The 22,771-nt window shown below is 63.3% G+C and carries 19 protein-coding genes; 11 read left to right on the top strand and 8 right to left on the bottom strand.

Annotated elements, in window-relative coordinates; translation table 11 throughout:
• Positions 1-232: 232 nt before the first annotated feature.
• Positions 233-1,294 carry a GGDEF domain-containing protein gene (locus tag O0882_RS25900; RefSeq protein ID WP_289952644.1) on the top strand — a complete coding sequence of 354 codons (1,062 nt, stop codon included), beginning with the start codon at positions 233-235 and terminating at the stop codon, positions 1,292-1,294.
• Here the strand turns inward: O0882_RS25900 and O0882_RS25895 are convergent.
• On the bottom strand, positions 1,291-1,641 hold the full coding sequence (locus O0882_RS25895; RefSeq protein ID WP_289952643.1) for a hypothetical protein: 351 nt from the start codon (positions 1,639-1,641) through the stop codon (positions 1,291-1,293). The two genes, O0882_RS25900 and O0882_RS25895, sit on opposite strands and share 4 nt — an antisense overlap.
• Positions 1,642-1,765: 124 nt before the next feature.
• Between O0882_RS25895 and O0882_RS25890 the strand changes: the two genes are divergently transcribed.
• Together O0882_RS25890 and O0882_RS25885 are read left to right on the top strand one after the other, a co-directional pair.
• Positions 1,766-2,683 carry a hypothetical protein gene (locus tag O0882_RS25890; RefSeq protein WP_289952641.1) on the top strand — a complete coding sequence of 306 codons (918 nt, stop codon included), beginning with the start codon at positions 1,766-1,768 and terminating at the stop codon, positions 2,681-2,683.
• 161 nt (positions 2,684-2,844) lie between these two features.
• Positions 2,845-3,987, top strand: coding sequence for an AI-2E family transporter (locus O0882_RS25885; protein WP_289952639.1), 1,143 nt, complete (start codon positions 2,845-2,847; stop codon positions 3,985-3,987).
• Between the two features lie 22 nt (positions 3,988-4,009).
• Here the strand turns inward: O0882_RS25885 and O0882_RS25880 are convergent, their stop codons facing one another.
• The 3 genes from O0882_RS25880 to O0882_RS25870 form a co-directional block, all read right to left on the bottom strand.
• Positions 4,010-5,728, bottom strand: coding sequence for a methyl-accepting chemotaxis protein (locus O0882_RS25880; protein WP_289952638.1), 1,719 nt, complete (start codon positions 5,726-5,728; stop codon positions 4,010-4,012).
• Between the two features lie 359 nt (positions 5,729-6,087).
• Entirely contained in the window at positions 6,088-7,695 is a 1,608-nt protein-coding gene (locus tag O0882_RS25875) for a hypothetical protein (protein ID WP_289952636.1), read from the bottom strand.
• A gap of 40 nt (positions 7,696-7,735) precedes the next feature.
• The gene (locus O0882_RS25870; protein ID WP_289952635.1) at positions 7,736-8,653 is read right to left on the bottom strand and encodes a DMT family transporter; all 918 of its coding nucleotides are present in this window, start codon (positions 8,651-8,653) and stop codon (positions 7,736-7,738) included.
• Positions 8,654-8,755: 102 nt separating this feature from the next.
• Here O0882_RS25870 and O0882_RS25865 point away from each other — a divergent pair, with 102 nt between their 5' ends.
• The 3 genes from O0882_RS25865 (at position 8,756) to O0882_RS25855 (ending at position 10,840) form a co-directional block, all read left to right on the top strand.
• Positions 8,756-9,544, top strand: a complete 789-nt coding sequence (locus O0882_RS25865) for a helix-turn-helix transcriptional regulator (RefSeq protein ID WP_289952633.1) — start codon at positions 8,756-8,758, stop codon at positions 9,542-9,544.
• Between the two features lie 117 nt (positions 9,545-9,661).
• A complete protein-coding gene (locus O0882_RS25860; RefSeq protein ID WP_289952632.1) occupies positions 9,662-10,261 on the top strand; it encodes a MarC family protein in 600 nt (199 codons plus the stop codon).
• A 33-nt stretch (positions 10,262-10,294) separates the two neighbouring features.
• A complete protein-coding gene (locus O0882_RS25855) occupies positions 10,295-10,840 on the top strand; it encodes a DinB family protein (RefSeq protein ID WP_289952631.1) in 546 nt (181 codons plus the stop codon).
• Here O0882_RS25855 and O0882_RS25850 read toward each other — a convergent pair.
• Both O0882_RS25850 and O0882_RS25845 read right to left on the bottom strand, forming a co-directional pair.
• Entirely contained in the window at positions 10,805-11,995 is a 1,191-nt protein-coding gene (locus O0882_RS25850) for an MFS transporter (protein ID WP_289952629.1), read from the bottom strand. The two genes, O0882_RS25855 and O0882_RS25850, sit on opposite strands and share 36 nt — an antisense overlap.
• Positions 11,992-13,173 (bottom strand): serine hydrolase domain-containing protein, encoded by a 1,182-nt coding sequence (locus tag O0882_RS25845; protein WP_289952628.1) that lies wholly within the window; start codon positions 13,171-13,173, stop codon positions 11,992-11,994. The genes O0882_RS25850 and O0882_RS25845 overlap by 4 nt, the downstream gene beginning before the upstream one ends.
• A 120-nt stretch (positions 13,174-13,293) precedes the next feature.
• Between O0882_RS25845 and O0882_RS25840 the strand changes: the two genes are divergently transcribed.
• From O0882_RS25840 to O0882_RS25830, 3 genes are all read left to right on the top strand, one after another.
• Positions 13,294-14,184 (top strand): LysR family transcriptional regulator, encoded by an 891-nt coding sequence (locus tag O0882_RS25840; RefSeq protein WP_289952627.1) that lies wholly within the window; start codon positions 13,294-13,296, stop codon positions 14,182-14,184.
• Positions 14,185-14,388: 204 nt separating this feature from the next.
• Positions 14,389-16,095, top strand: a complete 1,707-nt coding sequence (locus O0882_RS25835; RefSeq protein ID WP_289952624.1) for a methyl-accepting chemotaxis protein — start codon at positions 14,389-14,391, stop codon at positions 16,093-16,095.
• A 174-nt stretch (positions 16,096-16,269) separates the two neighbouring features.
• Complete coding sequence (locus O0882_RS25830; RefSeq protein ID WP_289952622.1) at positions 16,270-19,608, top strand: AAA domain-containing protein; 3,339 nt, start codon at positions 16,270-16,272, stop codon at positions 19,606-19,608.
• Here O0882_RS25830 and O0882_RS25825 read toward each other — a convergent pair.
• The gene (locus tag O0882_RS25825; RefSeq protein WP_289952620.1) at positions 19,605-21,005 is read right to left on the bottom strand and encodes a heavy metal sensor histidine kinase; all 1,401 of its coding nucleotides are present in this window, start codon (positions 21,003-21,005) and stop codon (positions 19,605-19,607) included. The genes O0882_RS25830 and O0882_RS25825 overlap by 4 nt on opposite strands.
• On the bottom strand, positions 21,002-21,712 hold the full coding sequence (locus O0882_RS25820; protein ID WP_289952618.1) for a heavy metal response regulator transcription factor: 711 nt from the start codon (positions 21,710-21,712) through the stop codon (positions 21,002-21,004). The genes O0882_RS25825 and O0882_RS25820 overlap by 4 nt, the downstream gene beginning before the upstream one ends.
• A gap of 141 nt (positions 21,713-21,853) precedes the next feature.
• Between O0882_RS25820 and O0882_RS25815 the strand changes: the two genes are divergently transcribed.
• Complete coding sequence (locus O0882_RS25815) at positions 21,854-22,348, top strand: heme-binding protein (RefSeq protein ID WP_289952617.1); 495 nt, start codon at positions 21,854-21,856, stop codon at positions 22,346-22,348.
• Positions 22,349-22,359: 11 nt separating this feature from the next.
• Positions 22,360-22,770 carry a hydroxyisourate hydrolase gene (gene uraH / locus O0882_RS25810; protein ID WP_289952616.1) on the top strand — a complete coding sequence of 137 codons (411 nt, stop codon included), beginning with the start codon at positions 22,360-22,362 and terminating at the stop codon, positions 22,768-22,770.
• The last annotated feature ends 1 nt before the right edge of the window (position 22,771 follow it).

Below are 22,771 nucleotides of genomic sequence, written 5' to 3'. Positions count from 1 at the left end.
TTTGCGGCATGGCGTCACTATAGCAATGTTGATCGAACAATAAGCGCACTTCCTTCATACTGTGGCGGCAGCAGGACAGTGCTCATCGTTTTCCACGCCCGTCTCACCATCCCGTCCCAGAAACCAGTACACTAGTTCCTGAGCGCAACTACTTTTGTACGCGCGTCATGTCGCCTGCCGTTGCCGGGAGGCGGCCCTGCCGCAAGGCTTGTTGTCTGCCTGGACAAATGCAATGTTCACTTCGCGCAGCCTGTCGCCTGCCTTCTATTACCTGTTCTTTTCAGGAGAACAGGAGCAGCAGCAGCGCTTTTTCAAGGAACTGCATTTCATTTCGATAGTTATCCTGACGTTTGGCCTGGCTTGCTGGCTGGTCACGTTCAGTCTGACCTTGTCGCGCGCTTCGCTTGATCATGCGCAGGCGGCGCTGGGCGTGGCGGGTATGCTGGTGGGGCTGCTGCTGACCGTCTATGCCAGGTCGCTGCAGGCGATCATCGTCAGCGGTACCATCAGCGTGCTGTTCATCGCTTTCGGCTTTCGCGTGCTGATGCTGGGCACGGAAGACCCCGCTTTTTGGGTGTTGCCACTGGGCGTGATGATCACCTTGACGACGGCACCCATCTTCAGCGGCATCGCGTACTACCTGGGTGTCTCGCTGGGCGTATGGGCCATCGTGGGGCTGGGGCAGTTTCCCGTGCATGCGGGCCAGGCCGACCAGCATTGGCCCGTGCTGGCCGTCAGCATCAGCGTGATCATCGGCCTGGCGCTGAATATCTATTTTCTCGTCTTGCGCATCCATAACTACCGTTCCCAGCGCGAACTGGCGACGATGGCCTACAAGGATGGCTTGACCGGGCTCAACAATCGACGCATGTTTACACAAAGCGCCCGCATCCTGCAGCGTACGGCGCACACACCCGCGTATTTTTTAATGATCGACATCGACGACTTCAAGCAAATCAACGACGTGTACGGCCATGACGCGGGCGACGAGGTGCTGAAAAAGATCGCCGATGTCATCGCGGGGCTGTGTGGTGAGCACCTGTGCGGCCGCCTGGGCGGCGAGGAATTCGCCATCATTTACCTGGGCGAAAAGAACGCGGCCTGCGCCTTTGCCGCGCAACTGGTCGACAGCGTCGAGGCGGCTTTCGTGCCGGAACGCAAGGTCTCCGTCAGCATCGGCATGGCGGAAATGCTCAAGGAAACGGACTTGTCGCACAGCTACCGGCGTGCCGATGAATCCTTGTACCAGGCCAAGAAAAGCGGCAAGAATCGCTACGTGCTCAACGCCGCCTAGGCATTACCGTCCGGCTTTGCATCGAGCAGCGCCAGCAAGGCTTGCGGTGAAATCTTCCAGGGATCGCGCTGCTCGGGGTCCACCTCATCCCAGCTGTCCCGGGCGCCGATCTTGAGGATGGTCAAGGGGATGTCCTTGCTCTCAAAGAAGGCCAGCATGCGGCGGATCAAACGGCTCACCTTGGCGTGCTCGTCCGTGTACAAGGAACAGGTATAGAAGCAGCCCTTCTCTCCCATGCGCAATTTCCTGGCCACGCCGACACGCGATTGGAGCACGTACTTGTGCACGAACTCGGTCACGACCTCATCGTCGACGGGAATACTGCAGGAAATGGTGATCTTGGCCATGATAACGGGGGACAGTGATTCAATAGCCAAGCTTAGCAGAAAGAATTTCATTCCTGGAATGCTAAGATCGCGGCGCGCGCATGCCGGCACGCGGGTCGGCATGGCGTCTCGACAAGGATTGCCATTGAACACCCCAGGAAAATTCACTCTGCACATGCTGTCGCTGTGCGCCACCCTGTGCCTGCCGCTTTCCAGCATGGCGCAAGCCATTTCTGCCGAGGATGCCGCCTTCGTGGCGGCCACCGTGCCCGTACCCTCGCCGCCGCTACGCCTGAGCGCGCATCCCGAGATCCGCGCCGACGTGTTCAAGCTGCTCGGCTATGCGCGCGGCAGCTATACGCAGGACAACACCCTGATCGCGCGCCAGGTGCTCGACAGCATGCAGTCACTGGACGACATCACGCGCACCCTGCTGCCCGATGGGCGCTCGGTGCTGGCTTCCATCGATGCCGGCACGCGCGGAGCATGGCGCGCCGCCATGCTGTTCGACCCGCAACGCAAGCTATTGGCGCTGGGCCTCGTCAATGGCCATTGTGCCCCCGCCTGCCTGCCATCCACGCATGCCGTGCTGACACTGTTCCTGCCACCAGATGCAGAGGACGAGATGGCCGCGCCGCTGCTGGTGTGGGCGCGGCAACTGCCACCCATGCTGGCACAGGCTGCGCCGGAGCAGCGGCAAAGCATTGCTGTGGTGGAATACATCACCACCCGCCCCGGCCAGCCCGGCTGGGAGCCGAACGACGTGCCGCCCGGCTTTCCCTCCAGCTTGCTGCACCTGCTGCTGCCGAATGCGGAACTGAACAGCAGTTCCAGCGGCGACGAACCCATGCCCGATGCCGACATCACCTTACGCAGCTATGCCGATTTCCACTGGGTGCTCAACACCTACGCCAAACTGGCCAAGGGCGCGCAAGTGCAGGGCCATGACGATAAGGTCGTGTTCACGGGCAGCGATGTCAGCGGCCGCTACACGGTGACCTTGCGCGAGCCGGACAAGGAAAACGGCGTGTTGATCACCGTGGCCAGTTGGCAGACAAAATAAGCGTGAGCGCAGGGAAAACATTACCATCACGCACAGGAGCATGGCATTTTGGCATTTTGCGGTATGATTTCCGGCCGTGCGGCGCGGCCCGATCCCTGCCTTGCCCGCACCGCCCTTCAAGCCAGCCACGCTTGCGTAGCATCCTGCCCTAAGGAATTCAAATGTTCGGTTTTAACTTGCGCGTTGCCAAGATGGTGTGGACGGCTTTCCTCATCGCCTTCCTGCTCTTCCTCACCTACAAGGTCTCGTCGACCCTGATCGTGGTGGTCTTTGCCATTTTCTTCAGCTATCTCGTGTATCCACTGATCGGACTGCTGGAGCGCTATGGGCCGAGGCGCCTGCCGCGCACGGCCAATATCGGCATCGTTTTCCTGGTGGTGATCTTGCTGGTGGCGATACTGGGCTCCATCTTCGGGGCGCGCATCGAGGAAGAGGCTATTAAGCTCAGCGATCAGTTGCCAACTCTGCTTAAAGGCAATAATTTTGCCGAGCGCATCCCCTTGCCGGAATTCATGGAACCCTTGCGCGCGCGCCTGCTGTCATTCATGCAGACACAGCTGAGCAGCGGTACGGGACAAGCCATGCCGCTGGCGAAGGAACTGGGCTTGACCGTCATGCATGCGGCCAGCAACCTGATCTATCTGGTGCTGGTACCCGTGCTGAGCTTTTTGCTGATCAAGGAGGGGCCGGACATGCGCGACGGCTTGCTGTCCCTGCTGAACCGCCCGAACAAGAAACTCTGGGGCGCCATCATCGATGACCTCGACATCTTGCTGTCGCGCTATGTGCGCGCCCTGCTGCTGTTGTCGATCGCCACTTTTGTATCCTACAGCATCGCGTTTTCCCTGATGGGCGTGCCGTACAGCCTGCTGCTGGCGGGCGCCGCCGCCTTGCTGGAATTCATCCCGTTTGCCGGCCCGCTGGCGGCCGCCGTCATCGCTGTGGTCGTGGCCGGTTTCAGCGGCTTCGATCACGTGTTCTGGCTGATCGGCTTTATCGCCGCCTACCGTTTGTTCCAGGATTACGTGGTCAACCCATACCTGATGAGCGAAGGCGTGGAAGTGAGCCCGCTGATGGTGATCGTCGGCTTGCTGGCCGGCGACCAGTTGGGGGGCGTGGTGGGCATCTTCCTGTCCGTGCCCGTGATGGCGGCCATCAAGATCGTCTTCGTGCGCGCGCGAGCGGCCTTGCAGGCGCGCCACGATGCGCTGGAGAAAGCGGAGCAGGCGGCGGAAGAAGCGCGCGCCCAGGCCCTGGCCGAGGCGGCGCTGCTGCAGGAACAGGGCAGCAAGGTGGCCCTGTAAGCGCAGTCACTTAAGCAGTCACTTAGAACTCTTCCCACTCGCCGCTGTTGTCGGCGGCCGGTTTCGCTGGACGCGGCTTGGCGGCGGCAACCGATGTCGGCGTCAGGCGCAACGCCGGGCGTTTCAAGGCCGTGCTGGCGGCGGCCACGACAGGCTTGCGCAAGGCAGGCTTGGCCGCAGCCGGGCCGCTATGGTTGGCGTCGAGCTTGAAAATGCTGACCATTTCGGCCAGCGCCGCCGCCTGCTCCTGCATCGCTTCCGAAGCGGCTGCCGCTTCTTCCACCAGTGCCGCATTTTGTTGCGTCACGGTATCCATTTCCGCCACCGCTTGATTGATCTGGCCGATGCCCAGTTCCTGCTCGCGGCCAGCGGCGCTGATTTCGCCCATGATGTCCGTCACGCGGCGGATGCTGGAGACGATTTCGTCCATCGTCGTGCCCGTCTGGCTGACCAGCGCGCTGCCGGCACCCACGTTCTGCACCGACGCTTCGATGAGCACCTTGATATCCTTGGCGGCGGAAGCCGAGCGGTGCGCCAGGTTGCGCACTTCCGTGGCGACGACGGCAAAGCCACGGCCCTGTTCGCCGGCACGCGCCGCTTCCACGGCCGCGTTCAGGGCCAGGATGTTGGTCTGGAAGGCGATGCCATCGATCACGCCGATAATGTCGGCGATCTTTTTCGACGATTCGCTGATGGTGCCCATGGTATCGACCACTTGCGCCACCAGCGCGCCGCCTTTGACGGCCACGTCCGATGCGGAGACGGCCAGCTGGTTGGCCTGGCGCGCATTGTCGGAATTCTGCTTGACGGTCGAGGTCAGCTCTTCCAGCGACGAGGCCGTTTCTTCCAGGCTGGACGCTTGCTGCTCCGTGCGGCTCGATAAATCCAGGTTGCCCGAGGCGATTTCGTTGCTGGCCGTGGCGATGGCGCCGCTGCCGTCGCGCACGCCGCGCACGGTGGTCGACAGGCGTTCCTGCATTTTCTGCAAGCCCGTCAGCAAGGCGCCCATCTCGTCGTTGCGCGTGATGACGATGTCGTTGGCCAGGTTGCCGTCCGAAATGGCGCCGAAATGGCGCAGAGCCTGGTCCAGCGGGCCGAAGATGGCGCGCAGCAGCAAGAAGCTGGAAATAATCGTCAGCAAGGCGCCCACTATCATGCCGGCGATGGCCATGCTCACCTGCGTGTGGTAGCTGGACTGGCTTTCCGCATACATCGCGGCGGCCGAACTGGCCTGGTATTGCGTCAATGTTTCGGCAGCCTGGTCCAGGGTGCGGTACAGAGGCGTCAACCCCTTCATCATCAAGCCGTCCGCTTGCGCGATGTTGCCTTCACGCAAAGCCTTGCTCATGACCAGCACGCCATTGTTCATGTAATCGCTGCGCTTCTTGTCCATGTCGTCGGACAGGCGCTTTTCGTCGGCGCTTTGCGGCAAGCCCAGGTACACCTTCCAGGACTTGTTCGACGCTTCCAGGAATTGTTCGGCACGCGCCAGCGTATCCTTGGCATCCGGCGCATCCGGGTGCACCATCACGCGGTCCATCGTGAAGCGGGCGCGGCCCAGGGCGATTTGCGATTCGCCGATCGCTTGCGTCGATGCCAGCTGATTGCTGTAAACCTCGTTGAGGCTGTTGTTGGCCGATTTCAGGCTGATGATGCTCATCACGCCCAGCAAGGCGATCAGCAAGCCCAGCACACTCATGGTGGCGATCAGGCGCATTTTTATTGTTATATTCGACAGCATGCAATTTTCCTTGGTAAGGGCGCAACCATGCTTGCGCATGCCGGACGGATAACGGCAAGCACCAGATGGGCGAGGCAGTTCTTCATTGTTCAGGACAAAATTCGGTCGATGGAGCGTGAGTGGCGGCAGGGGGGAAGGCGGCCCGCTCATCATCGTCAGGAGTGAAATACAGGGCAACAGGGTTGAGGTTTCCTGTACTTTTTATTTCCTGATCGCAAGATACAGGGAAAGATTAGCAGTAGCAATATGCAGCTGGGATTTTCACGCTTTGTAACAAGTGGATGATGTTTTTTGCGCAGAACTGGCATTCCGCAATCGTGCGCGGTCGCGTGGAAATGCCATTTATGCTAGTCAACAAGTTAATACATGGTTTCTTCGATGAGCTGGCCATCGTCGCGGAAATACTGAAACCGGCCCGTTTTATTGCCCATGTGATAACTCCCGATCAGCTTCGGTTTCCCGTTCTGGAAATGTTCGATGTTGACGCCGTGCAGCACGCCCTTGTACCAGTTGCGGTGAAATTGCGGCACGTCGCCATCGGGATAAAACAGGGTTTCCGCACCATCGCGCTTGCCGTCGGCAAAGCTGCCCTGGTAACGCCGCTTGCCATCCGGATAAAAACTTTCCATCGTGCCATCGAGCACGCCCAAGCGGTAATGCTCGACCAGTTCCAACTGGCCGCCGGCCGCATACTGCTCCAGCTTGCCATCGGGCTTGCCATCGAGCATCGTCAGCACTTGCCAGCCGCCGTCCGGCGTCGCCTTCTTCCACGGCCCCTGTTTCACATCATCGACGTAGTTGCCGCCACCGCCGGGTTCGACCCACTGGCCCTGTTTCTTGCCATGCACATAGTTGCCCTGCCATTGCACCACGCCATCGATGCGGCGCTCGCTGGGACCGTTCAAGCGGTCTTTCACAAAATGGTCGTAACCGGTGAAGCTGTGCATGTCCGCTGCGCGCCATTCAGCCACGCCCGGGCTCACTTCCCAACGCCCCGTGCGCTGGCCCCGCTGCATCTGGCCCGTCGTCGTTTCATCGCCGCTTGCATACGTCCACGGCCCCTCGGCTCTGTCATCGGCATACGCGCCAGACGAGCGGATGGTGTCCGGCTCTTCGAAGTGCCATACGCCGGTGCGCTTGCCCTGCACATACTGGCCACGGGCAAACACGCTGCCCACGCAGCAATTGACGTCGTATTCGATAAATACCCCATCCTGGCTGGCGGCAAAGCGCTGCGGCTGCGTTTCCCAGGTGATCCACTTGACGTGATAACTGGGCGCGCTACCCCCTTGCCAGCCCTTACCCAGCAGATAGGTGACCGTGAGGAAATGGCCGTCTTTTTCCTGGAAGGTTTTTTTATAGGCAAACGCGGGCGCGTCGGCCGGTTTGTCCGGCAGTAGCTCGCCGTCGATATTGAAATAGCCGACCAGAGTGCCATGCGCATGCTCGATGGCGTCGAATTCGGCCACGCCTGAAGGCGCATAAGCGATGCTGTAGTCGATCAGCTGCAAACGGGCCAGCGCCGCGCGCACCCGCGCCTCATCCATGACCTTGGCGCCGCGCACGATGACGTCCAGCGCGGGCTGCAAAGTGCTCACCTTGAACATCCTGCCGCCGCTGCTCTCGTAACGGTAGGCGTGCAAGCCATAGGCATGAGCACTGCGGCTGAGCACCAAGGTGGTTTCGCCTTCGCTGTCGAGGTCCAACTGGAACACGGCCTCGATGCTGGCCTTGCCGTACTTGTCCAGGTTCATGCGCTTGTCGCTGATGCCGTTGCACTGGCAGTAGTAGCCGTTGACCTCGCCATTTTCCCGCAGGAAAGCCAGCACCACGCCGCCGTCGCGGCGCTCGATGGCAGTGGCGGTGGCCATGGGCGCGCCTTCGTAGAACCGTGCCGCCTGTGCCGGCGCCAAGGCGCCCCAGGCCAGCGCCATGGCCATCGTGCTCATCCCAAATATTTTCCGCATGCCAACTCCACTGCCCAAAAGCGCCATTATGCATGGCCATTCAGGCAGTCCCGGACACCCCAGGACGGTAGCGGCCAAACAACGGTCGCTGCACCGTCTGCGCCAGCAGCACGCCCAGCAGCGAGATGCCGCCGCCGACCAGGTGATATATATGCATGCTTTCGTGCAGCCAGACGATGGCCAGCAAGGCCGTCAGCAAGGGCAGCAGGTTGACATAGATGCTGCAGCGGTTCGGCCCCAGCAGTTTGACGCCTTCGATCCACAGGTAGGACAGCACGATGGACGAGCCGATGCCCGCATAGCCGATCAGGGGCAAGGTGGTGGCGTCCAGTCTGGCGCTGCCGGGCGGCAGCAGCAGGAACAGCGGCAGCATGCACGCCAGGGCCGCCAGCGCCTGGCAATAAATGGCTTGCCAGGCGGGAATGGACAGACGCCAGCGGCGCAGCAGCACGCCGTACAGGGCGAAACTCAGGCAGGCCAGCAGCATCAGCGCATCGCCCGCATGCACGCCCTGCTGCAACAGGGCCAGCATATCGCCGCGCCCTACCAGATACAGCAAGCCGCCAAACGACAGCACGCCGCCGGCCGCCATGCCGACCGTCAGGCGCTCGCCCAGCAGCAGCACGCTGAGCAGGGCCGTCATCAGCGGCGCCAGCGCCGTGACGATGGCCATGTTCGTTGCCGTCGTCGATTCGGCGGCGCGGTAGGACAGGCTCTGGAACAGCGCCATCGACATCACGCCGCACAGCGCCAGCTGCCACCACTGGCGCCGGATGGCGGCGCGGTTGCGCCACAGGGGGAGAATGATAAACGGCGTCATCACCAGCAAGACCAGCACCAGACGATAAAAGGTGATGGCGGTGGGGGCGATGCTGGATGCGGCCAGCTTCGAGACGACGACGTTGCCGGCCCACAGCAGCATGGCCAGAAACGGATACAGATAGGCGCGCACAGGCATGCGAGGCTCCATAAAACATTGCGGGTATTCATCTTGCCGCAGGCGCGGTGCGCCTTCTCGCGCTAAGATGTCTGTACCTATCGCAAAACTGACCCTGTTTTTATGGATTGCACCTCCGCCGCCTTTCAGGAATTGCTGCCCGTCACAGCGCGCGCCATGGCGCTGGCCGTCGACTATGCGCATGGCCACGTGATTTCCGCGCACCGCCACACGCATGCGCAATTGCTGTACGCCATCGAAGGCGTGATGACCATCGAGGCGCAGGGCGGGCGCTGGGTGGTGCCGCCCACGCGCGGCGTGTGGCTGCAACCCGGCATCGCGCACCGGGTGCGCATGAGCGGCGCGGTGAAAATGCGCACGGTGTTCGTCAACTGCGCCAATTCGCCATTGCTGCCGCGCCACAGTTGCGTGCTCGACATCAGCCCCCTGCTGCGGCAACTGATCGTGGCGGCCGTCGATATCGCGCCCGATTTCACGGAAGGCAGCCGCGACTGGCATCTGCTGCAATTGCTGTTGCACGAGCTAAACAGCCTGCCCGTGCTGCCCCTGCATCTGCCGCTGCCCGTGGATGCGCGCCTGCGCGGCATTTGCGCGCGGCTGATGGCACAACCGGGAGAGCAAGTGACGGTGGCGCACTGGGCGCAGGAACTGGCGATCACCGAGCGCAGCCTGCACCGCTTGTTCCAGAAACAGACGGGCATGCGCTTTGGCCAGTGGCGCCAGCAGGCCCGTTTGCTGCGGGCGCTGGAACAATTGGCGCACGGCGGCAAGGTCATCGACGTGGCCATGGAGAATGGCTACACCAGCCAGAGCGCGTTTACCGCCATGTTCAAGAAGCATTTCGGCACCACGCCCACCGCGTTTTACCAGGCAAAAGTCATCGCCGCGTAAAAAAAAATGCTGCTATGCATCAATAATCATGGGCGAGAGTCGCCGCTCTTGTTATCATCGCAAGCCTTATCGCACCGCGCCCATCCTGGCAGCGGTGTTGACCTCCATCACACCACCATGACACAAAATTTCTTCCAGACTTTTATCCTGCTCTTGCTCGTCACCGACCCGTTCGGCAACGTTTCCCTGTTCGTCAATGCCCTGAAGCGGGTACCGGTCGAGCGGCGCTGGAAAGTCGTGGTGCGCGAGTGCATGATCGCCTTCGGCATCTTGCTGCTGTTCATGTTCTTCGGCCGCCATTTCCTGAACGCCTTGCAATTGTCGGAAGTGGCGCTGCGCATCGGCGGCGGCGTGATTTTGTTCCTGATCGCCATGCGCATGGTGTTCCCACAACCGAACGCCGGCAATAGCGACCACGAGATGGCCGGCGAACCGTTCATCGTGCCGCTGGCCATCCCCGCGCTGGCCGGCCCGTCGGCCCTGGCCACCGTGCTGCTGTTTTCCTCGCACGAAGTCAATGAAGTGATCGCCCACGTGGCGGGCTTGACGGCCGTGGCCGTCGTCTGGCTGGCCGTGTTCCTGTGCGCCGAACGCTTGCAGCGGGCGCTCGGTCCACGGGTCATGACGGCGTTCGAGCGTCTGATGGGCTTGATCCTGACGGCGATGGCCATTGAAATGTTGCTGGCCGGCATACGCGCATTTTTGAAGTCTGTATAAAATAGCCTTTCATTCATTCACGGAGGTTTGTCCATGAGCCGTTGCGCCCACATTTGCCTGATGGCCGATTACAACCAGTGGATGAATGCCAAGGTCTACGCGGCGGCGGCCAGCCTGCCGCCCGGCGAGCTGCAGCGCGAGCGGGGTGCCTTTTTTGGCTCCCTGCTGGCCACGCTGAACCACGTGATGGTGGGTGACACCCTGTGGCTGCAGCGCTACGCCAAGCACCCGGCCGGCTTCCCCCTGCTCGACCCCATCCGCGCCATCACGCCGCCCGCCTCGCTCACGCACCCGCTGTTCGCGGCCGAGGATTTTTCCGCCATGCACGCGCACCGGCTGTGGCTGGACCAGCTCATCATCGACTGGGCCGCCTCCATCACGGAAAACGACCTGGACCATTTGCTGGACTACCGCAACAGCAAGGGGCCGAACCGGCGCGAATTCTTCAGCCTGCTCATGCATTTCTTTAACCACCAGACGCACCACCGGGGCCAGGCCAGCACATTGCTGTCGCAAGCGGGCGTGGACATCGGCGACACGGATCTACTGTTTCGCATCCCCAACCATATCGAGGACTGAGGGCAGGCGATACAGCCATGCCTTGAGCAGGATCACCCCCAGCGCCAAGGCACCCAGCAGCGCGCCGCAGGCCAGCGCCCCCCGCATGCCGTAGGACTCGATGGCCATGCCACCGGCCAGCGCGCCCACCGTCACGCCCAGGTTGATGGCGGCGATATACACGCCGATGGCAAACGCGGGCGCCTCGCGCGCTTCGCTGCTGAGCCACACTTGCGTCACGATCAGCCCGCTCGTATGCGCGGCGCCCCAGAACAGCAGCAACACGGCCAGGGCCACCCAGCCGATATCGCCGCCCGCATGCCGGTACAGCAGCCAGTACGCCAGCCCCAGCAGCACGGGCTGCAGCAAGACCGTGCGCAGCACGTGCGTGCCCAGCTGGCGCCCGGCAAACAGATTACCGGCCACGCCGCCTACGCCAAACACCACCAGCGCCAGCCCCGTCTGGCGCGCCGACAAGCCCGCCACCTGCTGCAGATACGCGGCCGCATACGCATACACGGCAAACATGGCGGCAAACACCAGCACGGCGGCGGCAATGGCGAACCACAGGGCGGGTTTGCGCAGCACGGCCAATTGACGGCCATACGCCATCGGCGCCTCCTGCGGCGTGTCCGGCAGGAACAGGTATAGCCCCAGCGCCGCCAGCGCATTCACCAGCGCGCAGGCGAGGAACGATGCCTCGTAGCCAACTTGCGCGGCGATCCAGGTGGTGAGCGGGATGCCCAGCACCATGCCCATGCTGGTCCCCGTGAACGCATGCGCGCCGGCCCGTGCCGCTTGCTGCGGCGGATACAGGGTGGCGGCCGCCACCATGGCCAGCGAGAAATACACGGGATGGAACAGGGCCGGCACCACGCGCAACGCCAGCAGCAGCCCGAAGCGCGGTGCATACGCCGAGGCCACGCTGGCCAGCGCGAACACCAGCAGGGAGACGATCAACACGCGCTTGCGGCGCCAGCGCGTGGCCAGCAGCACGAGGAAGGGACCGCCCACGGCGATCACCAGGGCGAACAGACTCACCAATGAGCCCGCCTGCGCCGCCGTCACGCCATAGCGCTGCATGATCATCGGCAAGATGCCCACCACGCCAAACTCGATGCAATACACGCCGAACAGGCCCAGCGCGAGGAAGACGATCGGGTGCGTGCGTCTCATTGCCCTTGCTCCGTACCATACACAGCCTGGCACAGTTCCGTCACGAACGGCCCCGCCATGCCTTCCAGCGCCGTGTTCGTGAACGCCACCACGGACAGTTCCTGCGCCGGGTCGACAAACCACGAGTGGCCATACGTGCCGCCCATGCGCCACGTGCCCTTGGATTCCGGCGTGGCGGCCAGTTGCGGATCGGTCAAGACCGTAAAACCCAGGCCGAAGCCACGGCCCGGCCAGAACGGCAAGTCGAAGCCATCCGTCTGGCTTTCGCCCAGCTGGCGCACCAAGTCGGGTGGCAACAGCGGTGCGCCGCCCTGGCGCAAGGTTTCCAGCAAACGCATGAAGTCGGGTGCCGAGCCGAGCATGCCGGCGCCGCCGGATGGATAAGCGTGCGCATCGAACCCGCGTGCCGGAGATAAGGTAAAACCTGCCATGCCATCGAGAAACGGCAGATGGTCTTCGCCTTCGTCCAGCAAACGCCGCGGCTGCAATTCTCCCGCTGCGCGGTCCGCATACGCGACGGCCAGGCGCGCCGGCGCCGTGGCCAGGAAACCCGTGTCGCGCATGGACAGCGGCGCCGTCACCAGCAGTGCCACGGCGTGCGCCAACGGCAAACCCGTCACCACTTCGATCACGGCGCCCAGCACATCGGTGGCGATCGAATACGCCCAGCGCTCGCCGGGTGCATACGCCAGCGGCACGCTGGCCAGGCGGCGCAGATTGTCTGCCAGGCTCACGGGCGACGCATCCATGCCGTCAGACACCCCCGCCCGCGCATACGCGCCGCCCGGCGGCTGGAAAAAGCCATAGTCGAGCCCAGCCGTATGCGTGAGCAGATGCCGCACGGTGATCGCCGCCACCGCGCCGTCCGGCTGGCGCGGCGCAAAATACGGCAGCCAGCGCACCACCAGGTCGTCCAGCCCCAGGCGCCCCTGCCCCACCAGCGCCAGCGCGGCCGTCGAAACGATGGGTTTGCTGACGGACGCCAGGCGGAAGACGGCATCCTCGCGCATGGGCGTGCCTGCCTCGCGGTCCAGGTGGCCGGCGGCGCGGCGATAGATTTCCTGGCCACGCTGGCGCACCAGCACCACGGCGCCCACCAGGCGCTGCTGCTGCAAGACGGCATCGAGCAAGGGATCGATGCGGGCGGACACGGCCGCGGAAGAGAAGTTGTACATCATGGCGTAGCCTTTCAATTGATCAGGCTGCCAAGGTAAGCCAGGCGCGATCAAAGAAAAACAGGCTATAGTTTCTGTCTGTGCGGACGTTTGCATCCGCAATCAATGGTGACAAAGGACGACATGGATAACCTGGCGGGCTTCACGGCCTTCGTGCAGGCGGCGGAAACGCGCAGCTTCGTGGCGGCGGGCCGCGTGCTGGGTATTTCCGCCTCGGCCATCGGCAAGAGCATCGCCCGGCTGGAAGCGCGGCTGGGCGTGCGCCTGTTTCACCGCAGCACGCGCAGCATTGCGCTGACCAGCGAAGGCACGGTGTTTCTCGAACGCTGCCGGCGCATCCTGGGCGAGATCGAAGCGGCCGAGCTGGAGTTAACGAACAGCAAGAGCGCACCGCAAGGCCGGCTGCGCGTCAGCCTGCCGCAGGTGGGCAGCTTGCTCAATCCCGTGCTGGCGGCCTTTGCGCGCGCCTATCCGCAGGTGGAACTCGATCTCGATTTCAGCGACCGCCGGGTCGACGTGATCGAGGAAGGCTACGACGCCGTCGTGCGCGCGGGCGAGAGCGCCGACAGCCGTTTGATGAGCCGCCAGCTGGGCCGGTTCCAGTTGCAACTGGTGGCCGCGCCCGCCTACCTGACACAGCACGGCACGCCCCTGCTTCCCGCCGAGCTGGCGCAGCACACTTGCCTGCTGTACAAGTTTCCCAGCAGCGGCAAGGTCGAGGCCTGGCCACTGCCCGAGTGGCCCGCCCTGCACGCGGCAGGCTTGCCAGCGCTACTAAACTGCAACAATGTCGAGACCCTGCTGCACTTTGCCGAAAGCGGCCTGGGCATCGCCGCCCTGCCCGACTTTGCCGTGCGCGCGGCACTGGACGCGGGCCGCTTGCACAGCCTGCTGGACGCGCACCGCCAGCACGACGGCGCCTTGCGCATCCTGTGGCCCAGCAGCCGCCACCTGACGCCGAAACTGCGCGCCTTCATCGACTTCCTCACTGCCCACGTGTTTCCCCAGCGCTGACGTTTCCTGCGCTTGCGCTCGTTGTTTCCACACGACAACTTATTCAATTTGCTACCAATTTTCAAATTTATGACGACTTGATACAAGTTTTTGTATTGCAGTGCGGAATTTTGAGGAACAATTACAGGCTGGTCGCTCTTACGTATAAACCCGTAGCCGTGGCTTGTCGACGTTTTCCCTCACTTCCGCACCACGAAAGCAATCATGTCACTCACACAATTCAAAATCGGCACCCGGCTCGGAATCGGGTTTGCTGTCGTCCTCGGCCTGCTGGTGGCCGTCTTGCTCGTCGGCCTGTATTCGATGGGCCAACTGAGCGCACGCACCCACGACATCGTGGCCGACAAGAACGTCAAGATGGCCGCCGCCAACACCATGAGCGACAACGTGCGCAACATTACCCTGGCGATCACCAGCGTGGTGGTAGCGCCGACGGAAGCGCTGGTACAGGCGGAACTGGCGAAAATCGGCGAAGCGCGCAAGAAATACGGCGCCGCCAAGGAAACCTTGCAAAAGAAAATTTCGACGGACAAGGAAACGGCGCTGATGGCCGAGCTGGACGCCGCCCTGAAATCGGGCGCACCGCTGAACAACAAGGTCATCGAGCTGCGCAATGCGGGCCAGACGGAAGAGGCGATCGCCTTTTTGACGCAACAAGCGGCACCGAGCCTGAAGATCGTGCTGGGCGCGCTCGACAGCCTGGTCGCGTATGAAGCGCAGCAGGCGGCGCAGGCGGCGACGGATGCCGAAACACTGAGCGCCAGCGCGCGCGCCTACATGATTGCCTTGGGCAGCGTGGCCGTGCTGCTGGGCGCTTTTGTTGCCTGGATCATCACGCGCTCGATCACCCACCCCATCAATGCGGCAGTGGCCGTGGCCGAAACCGTGGCCTCGGGCGACTTGTCGTCGCACATCGTCGTCAATTCCAGCGATGAAACGGGCCGCCTGCTGGGCGCGCTGAAAGCCATGAACACCAGTCTGCTGGGCGTGGTGGCGCAAGTGCGCCACGGCACGGAGGCGATTTCCACGGCGTCGAGCGAAATTGCCGCCGGCAACCTCGACCTGTCTTCCCGCACGGAAGAGCAAGCCAGTTCGCTGGAAGAAACGGCGTCGGCCATGGAAGAACTGACTTCCACCGTGAAACAGAACGCGGACAATGCGCGCCAGGCGAACCAGCTGGCGAAAAGCGCATCGGAAGTGGCCGTGCGCGGCGGCAGCATCGTCTCGCAAGTGGTCGACACCATGGGCACCATCAACGCCTCGTCGAAGAAAATCGTCGACATCATCGGCGTCATCGACGGCATCGCCTTCCAGACCAATATTCTTGCCTTGAACGCGGCCGTGGAAGCGGCGCGCGCGGGCGAACAGGGGCGCGGCTTCGCCGTGGTGGCAACAGAGGTGCGTAATCTTGCCCAAAGATCGGCTGGCGCAGCAAAAGAAATCAAGGAACTGATCGCCGCCTCGGTGGCCAATGTGGACACGGGTTCGCGCCTCGTCAATGAAGCAGGCCAGACCATGGGCGACATCGTCGACAGCATCGTGCGCGTGACCGACATCATGGGCGAGATCACCTCCGCCACGCACGAGCAAACCATCGGCATCGAGCAGATCAACATGGCCATTGCCCAGATGGATGAAGTGACGCAGCAAAACGCGGCCCTGGTGGAAGAAGCGGCAGCCGCCTCGCAAAGCATGCAGGAACAGGCGGGCGAACTGGCGCACGTGGTGGGCTTCTTCAAAACAGGCAACCATGTCGCCAGCGCAGCCAGGCTGACGCCAGTGCGCAGCACGCCGGCACCGGCCGCCATCGCACGCCCCGCGGCCAAGCCCGCCCCCGCGCGCAAGGCCGTGGCGGCCGCGCCGGCACGCCGCAGCAATGCCGGCGCCGAAAGCGAATGGGAAGAGTTTTAAGCAATAGCAACGCCCTCCCCACAGGAAAGCCAGGCAGGAAGTTGCTGCCTGGCTTTTTTTCGTCCGCAATCGCCACTTTTTTTGCGGCAAAGCCCGCGCAATAGGCAAAAGTGCAAAACACGCGCCGCGCATACGCTTTACAATCCTCGCTCGCTTTACAAAATATTGGTCATCATGAATCAGGCAGAACAGCAGCGCCTCCTGGCTATCCTGGAGTATTGGCACAAGATCGAATTCTTTATCCCGTTTGACCTGAATCAAATCACGGACGTTGAAGACCAGTCCACCGTGCGTCTCCTGCACCGCGAACAGCTGGCGCAATTGCCGCTGCAGTTCGCCACGCAATGGCAAGTCCCTTCCGACCGCGAGATCGACGGCTTTTCGCTGTTCCTCGGCGTGTTCGACAAGGCGGAAATCAACAAGGCTTGTCCGCCGGCCAACGGCCCGGAAAACATCGCCGACACAGAAAAAACAGAGCTGCTGGGACGCTCGTGCTTTGCCCGCATCAATCTCAATGCGCTGGGCGAGCCGCAATTCGATCCCGTATCCGTGTCAACGTTACCGTGGGCGCTGGGTCGCGCGCGCACGCCGGACTGGTCGGGCCTGAGCCTGGACGCCTTCAGCGACAGCCAGCTGGCGCTGCAAGACAGCTTGCGCAATTTCGCGGCAAGCCGTGCCCCGCAACAAGTGACGGACGAGGCGGGCAATGTCTCGGTGCCCCTGTCCGGCATGGAAATCGCGGCCCTGGCCGACCTGCTGCGCGACTGGGCCGGTTTCCACCCGTCCGCCGGCCAGCCGCTGGCCGTGCTCGAATTGCGCACGCGCAAGAAACGCGTCGCCGTGGCGGAAGGCGACCTGGCTGAGGCCAGCCAGAACCGCAGCCTGGACTTCGGCGACGCGGTGGAACCATCGATCGATATCCTCAACAGTTTTTACCTCGATGACCTGGAACAGATCATCCGCGCCGTGCGCGGCGGCAAGCTGCCCGCCACCGTCGCAGCCTACCTGACGCCGCTGGCGCAGGACGAACGCATCGACCTGTACAGCCCGGCCGGACGCCAGGCGCTGGCCGCCATGCTCAATCCGGGCAATATGAACCGGGGGCACTGGCTGGAAGACGCCAGCTACGCCATGAGCCTGATGCAGCAGTTCGCCATCCACGGCGCGCGCACGGGCTTGAGCGAGCGCGGCATCTTTTCCGTCAACGGCCCGCCGGGCACGGGCAAGACGACCTTGTTGCGCGAATTGTTCGCCGACAACATCGTGCGCCGCGCCAGCGTGCTGTCCTGCCTGGACCGCGCCGCCGACGCCTTCATCGGCAAGGTGGCCGTGACCTTCGAAGGCGTGCGCGACCCGATCACCATCGCCCGCTTGCGGCCCGAACTGACGGGCTTTGAAATGGTCGTCGCCTCGTCGAACAATGCGGCGGTGGAAAACATTTCCGGCGACTTGCCGAAACCGAAACAGCTGGGCAAGGAATGGGCGCGCACGCGTTACTTTGAAAGCGTGGCGCGCCGGGTCGCGGCCGACGGCAATGGCGCCAACCGCGCCCTGGCCGAACCAGAGGCGCCATGGGGCTTGATGTCCTGCGCGCTGGGCAATAGCGTGAACCGCCGCCGCTTCGTCAGCAATTTCTATGACGATGACTGGGATAAAACCACGGCGCGCAAGACGCCGAACGCACAGAATATCCGCCAATGGCTGGCCAGCTACCAGGGCGTCAGCTTCGCCCAGGCGGCGCGCGAGTTTCGCGAGACGGAACACGTGGTGGAAAAGGCCCTGGCCGAGCACGCCCAGTACGCTGCCCTGTGGCAAGCCGTGGGCACCTGCACGGAAGCCGACTTCATTGAGGCCAGCCAGCAAGCGCTGATTGCTGCGGAGCAAGAGATGGATGCGGCGAATGGCGCCCTGTCCGGCGCGCTGGCGCAGCAGGACACCCTGCTCGCCAGCAAGAAGGAATTGCTGGAAGAGGAACGCCTGGTGGCGCTGACGCAACCCGGCTTTTTCGCCCGCCTGTTCCGCACGGCCCCGGCGCGCGCCTACAAGGATGCCGTCATCGCCAATGCCGAGGCGCAGCGCCAGGCCGCGCGCGACGTGTCCGCCATCAAGCTGCTGCTGAAAGGCGAGCTGGAGCCGCGCTGCGAGCGCGCCCGCAACAGCTTGCACATCGCCCTGCGCACGGCGCAATCGCGCCAGCGCGAATGGGATGACAGCACCGAATTGCTGCGCCGCGCCCGCATGCGCTTTCCGACCATCATCGCCCCGGCCACGCTGGACGAGCTGGACGGCGACGCCCTGCAAATTGGCGGCCTGTGGCATGAACCGGCCCTGGCCCGCCTGCGCTCGCGCCTGTTCGCCAAGGCCCTGGCCCTGCATGAAGCATGGCTGGCGGAAGTGGCAAAGAAAGGCGGACCCGGCTTTGGCGGCAACTTGCTGGCCGTGTCGAAATTGCTGAAAAACAAGCGCGCGTATGACCAGTCGCACATCGCCATGGTCTGGCACAGCCTGTTCATGGTGGTGCCTGTCGTGTCGACCACGTTCGCCTCGTTCGCGCGCCAGTTCCGGGGTATGGGCCCCGAATCGCTGGGCTGGCTGTTCATCGATGAAGCGGGCCAGGCCGTGCCGCAGGCGGCGCTGGGCAGCCTGTGGCGCGCAAAACGTGCTGTCGTCGTGGGCGACCCGCTGCAGATCGAACCCGTGTTCACGGTGCCGGGCCGCCTCGTGCAGGCCCTGTCCGCGCTGTCGCCACATACGCAGGATGGCAGTTACGCGCCGACTTCCGTTTCCGTGCAGACGCTGGCGGACAAGGCCAACCGCTATGGCGCAGTCGTCGGCGCCGGCAGCGCCCAGCCGCTGTGGATAGGCAGCCCCCTGCGCGTGCACCGCCGCTGCGTGGAACCGATGTTTTCGCTGGCCAATAGCATCGCCTATGAAGACAAGATGGTCTACGGCTTGAGCGAACGCACGCCGCCGGCCGGCGCGCGCGGCCTGACGCGGGGCCCTAGCCGCTGGATCGACGCCCTTGGTCCCGTCAGCTACAAGCAGGTGGTGCCCGTGCAACTCGATTTCGTGCTGGAAGTGCTGCTGAAACTGTATCGCCGCGACGGCAAGCTGCCTGACATGTATGTGATTACGCCGTTCAAGGCCGTGCGCAACGAATTGCGCTCGCGCATCGTCGACATGGACTGGGACCGTCGCCTCGGCTACGGCAAGGCACCGACGGCGCGCGAATTGCGCCAGTGGAGCAGCCAGATGGTGGGCACCGTGCACACCTTCCAGGGCAAGGAACAAAGCGTGGTAATGCTGGTCCTCGGCGCCGACGACAGCACGGCCGGTGCCGCGCAATGGGCGGCGGCCACGCCGAACCTGCTCAATGTGGCCCTGACGCGCGCGCAACACCATGTGTACATCGTTGGCAACCCCTTGCTGTGGGGGCAGTTGCCGCACTTTGCGCCCGCGTGTGCGCAATTGCCGCATACGGGCATGCATGAGTTTCTTGTCGAAATGGGCTAAGCGGGGAAGGTCAGGGTAAACGTCGTGGCGGCCGCGTCGGACGCCACGCTCGCGCTGCCGCCGTGCAATTGCATGATGGCCGTGACGATGGCCAAACCTAACCCTGTGGAGGCGGCCGAGTCGCTGCGGGCCGGGTCGGCGCGGTAAAAGCGTTCAAACAGGTGCGGCAAATGGCGCGCGGGGATGGCGGGACCGAGGTTGCTCACGCTCAATTCCATGCCCTCGTTCGTCGCATGCGAACGCAACAGTATCGTGCTGCCCGGCGCCGCATGGCGGATCGCGTTCGACAGCAAATTGCCCAGCGCGCGGCGCAGCAGTTGCGGCTCGGCCGGCACATTCCCGCTGCCATGGCAAACCAGCGCCAGCCCCCGCTCTTCGGCCAGGCCTTCAAAGAAATCGGCCAGGCGCAAAAACTCGTCCTGCACGGGCAAGGTCTGCTTGACGAGCACCATTTCATCCTGCTGCGCGCGCGCCAGAAACAGCATGCTGTCGATCATACGCGACAGCCGTTCCAGCTCTTCCACATTCGACGACACCAGCTGCTCATATTCGTGCGCACTGCGGGGGCGGGCCAGCATGACCTGGCTTTGCCCCAGCAGATTGGTGACGGGCGTGCGAAATTCATGCGCGAGGTCGGCGGAAAACTGTGACAGCCGCGCATACCCTTCCTGCAGCCGCGCCAGCATGGCGTTCAAGGCCCGGATCAGAGGCAGCAATTCCGTGGGCGCATCGCGCGCCTCCAGCTGCTGGCCCAACTTGCCGGGCCGCACAAGGGCCGCATGCGCGGCGATATTGCGCAGCGGCCGCAGTCCCCGCAGCAGCATCACGCTGGCAAGCAAGGCCGCCACCAGCGCGCTGACGGCCACGGAGACGACAATTTGCCAGCGGTAAGCGGCAAACATGGCAGTGCGGTCGCCGTAGACGCGGGCGACGGAAATGTCGGCCATCTGCGCCGGGTCGCCGATGCGCGCGCTGGCCGCCACGACCCTGGCCGGATAGCCGTCGCGGCTGGTCCAGCTGGCGATATCGCTGGACGTGACGGGCGCATCGACGGCCACGGGAACAGGATGCGCCACCGTCTCGCCATGCGGATTGACATCGATCAAACGCGTGCCATCGGCGCGCACGATGCGCACCAGGGAATTTTCTTGCCCGCTCATGGTGTCGCGGAAATACTGGGGCCGCTCGCGGATGATGTCGAGGGTGCCCGCATTGCCCAGCAACTGCTGGATCTGGCGCAGTTTCCCCAGCAATAAAATATCGTCGCGGCGCTCGATTTCCGCGACGAATGAACGGTATAAATGCATGCCCAGCCCGGCCGACACGAGCGCCACGATCAGCACAAAGACGAGCGTGACGCGCAGGGTCAGCGAGCGGCGCAGTTGTGCCAGCTTCATTGCGTGGTGCCGCTGTCTGGAGCATGCGGCGCGCGCAATTCGCAGACATAGCCCATGCCCCGCAAGGTGTGGATCAGCTTGGGTTCGAACGGATCGTCGAGCTTGCTGCGCAGGCGGCGGATGGCCGCGTCGATGACGTTGGTGTCGCTCTCAAAATTGATGTCCCACACTTGCGAGGCGATGATGGAACGCGACAGCACTTCGCCCTGGCGCCGCGCCAATAAATGCAGCAAGCCGAATTCCTTGGCCGTCAGGGTGATGCGCTGGCCTTGCCGGCTGACCTTGCGTTTCATTACATCGATTTCCATGTCGCCGATGCGGATGACGTCGTCTTCACGCGGTGGCCCGCGCCGCAGCAGGGTACGGATGCGCGCCACCAGTTCGGCAAAGGCAAACGGTTTCACCAGGTAATCGTCGGCGCCCAGTTCCAGCCCTTTCACGCGGTCCTGCACTTCGTCGCGCGCCGTCAGGAAAATCACGGGCACGTCCGCGCCGCCTTCCTGCAGCCGCAGTGCGCGCAAGACTTGCCAGCCGTCCATGATGGGCAGCATGACGTCGAGCACGATCAGATCGGGCGCTTCCGTGCCGGCCAGGTGCAGGCCGTCGCGGCCATTGCGCGCCAGGCTCACCGTAAAGCCGGACTCGGCCAGCCCGCGCAGCAGGTAGTCGCCCGTCTTCGGCTCGTCTTCGATGACCAGGATGCGCATGGGTGGGGCTTTCGTGAGGGAAGTTGAAGCATTTTACGCCGCGCGCAGGCCGCCGCGGATGATAAAAATGTCATGCGGCGATCATCTTCTCGTAGGGCAACACTGGCCATACTCGCGTCAATTTACTCAACGGACAGCCCCATGAAAACCCTGTTACTCGGCAGTACCCTGCTGTGCCTGCTGGCCAGCCCCGCCCACGCCCAGCTGCGCAAGGTCGATGAGCTTTCTCTGGCAGCGGCCAACAAGCTGGCCAATGCGGCCATGGCCGCTTGCCAGGCGCAAGGACGGCACATCGTCGTCACCGTACTGGACCGTGGCGGCAATGTCGTGACCGTGCAGCGCGCCGATGGCGTCGGGCCGCACAACACGGAGGCCAGCCGGCGCAAGGCCTACACGGCCCTGTCGACGAAAAACGATACCCAGGCACTGGCCGTGGCCGCGCGCGGCAATCCCGACATGGCCAATTTGACGACACTGCCGGACCTGTTGCTGCTGGGCGGCGGCCTGCCCTTGCGCGCCAGGGGCGAAGTGGTCGGCGCCATCGGCGTCGCCGGTGGCGGTGGCGCCCTGCAAGACCGGGCCTGCGCCCAAGCCGCCTTGGCGGCCATTCCAGAACTCGATTCCCCCACCCTTTGAAAGAGACAACGATGACCACATTGAAAAAAATCACCGCCGCCCTGGCCTTCGCCAGCCTGTCCGGCATGGCCCTGGCCGCCGCCAATCCCTTGAGCGTGCACATCCTCGACCTGCAGAGCGGCCAGCCGACGGCGGGCGTGACGGTGACCCTGGAGCAAAAAAACGGTGAGGGCTGGCAACAGCTGGGCAGCGCCGTGACGAATGCGCAGGGGCGCATCGCGGCCATGTATCCGGCCGAGACGCCCATGCAGGCGGGCGACTACCGCATCGTGTTTCAAACAGGCGAACACTATGCGCGGCTGAAACAGGAAACCTTTTTCCCGGAAATTCCCGTGCAATTCCACGTGGAAAAGACTGACCAGCACTATCACATACCGTTGCTGCTCAGCCCTTTCGGTTTTTCCACGTATCGGGGTAACTGAG

It is taken from the genome of Janthinobacterium sp. SUN073 (assembly GCF_030397665.1).
Taxonomy (GTDB): Bacteria; Pseudomonadota; Gammaproteobacteria; order Burkholderiales; family Burkholderiaceae_D; genus Janthinobacterium.
Note: the sequence above shows the minus strand (reverse complement) of the source record. Positions and strands in the feature narration are given on the sequence as shown.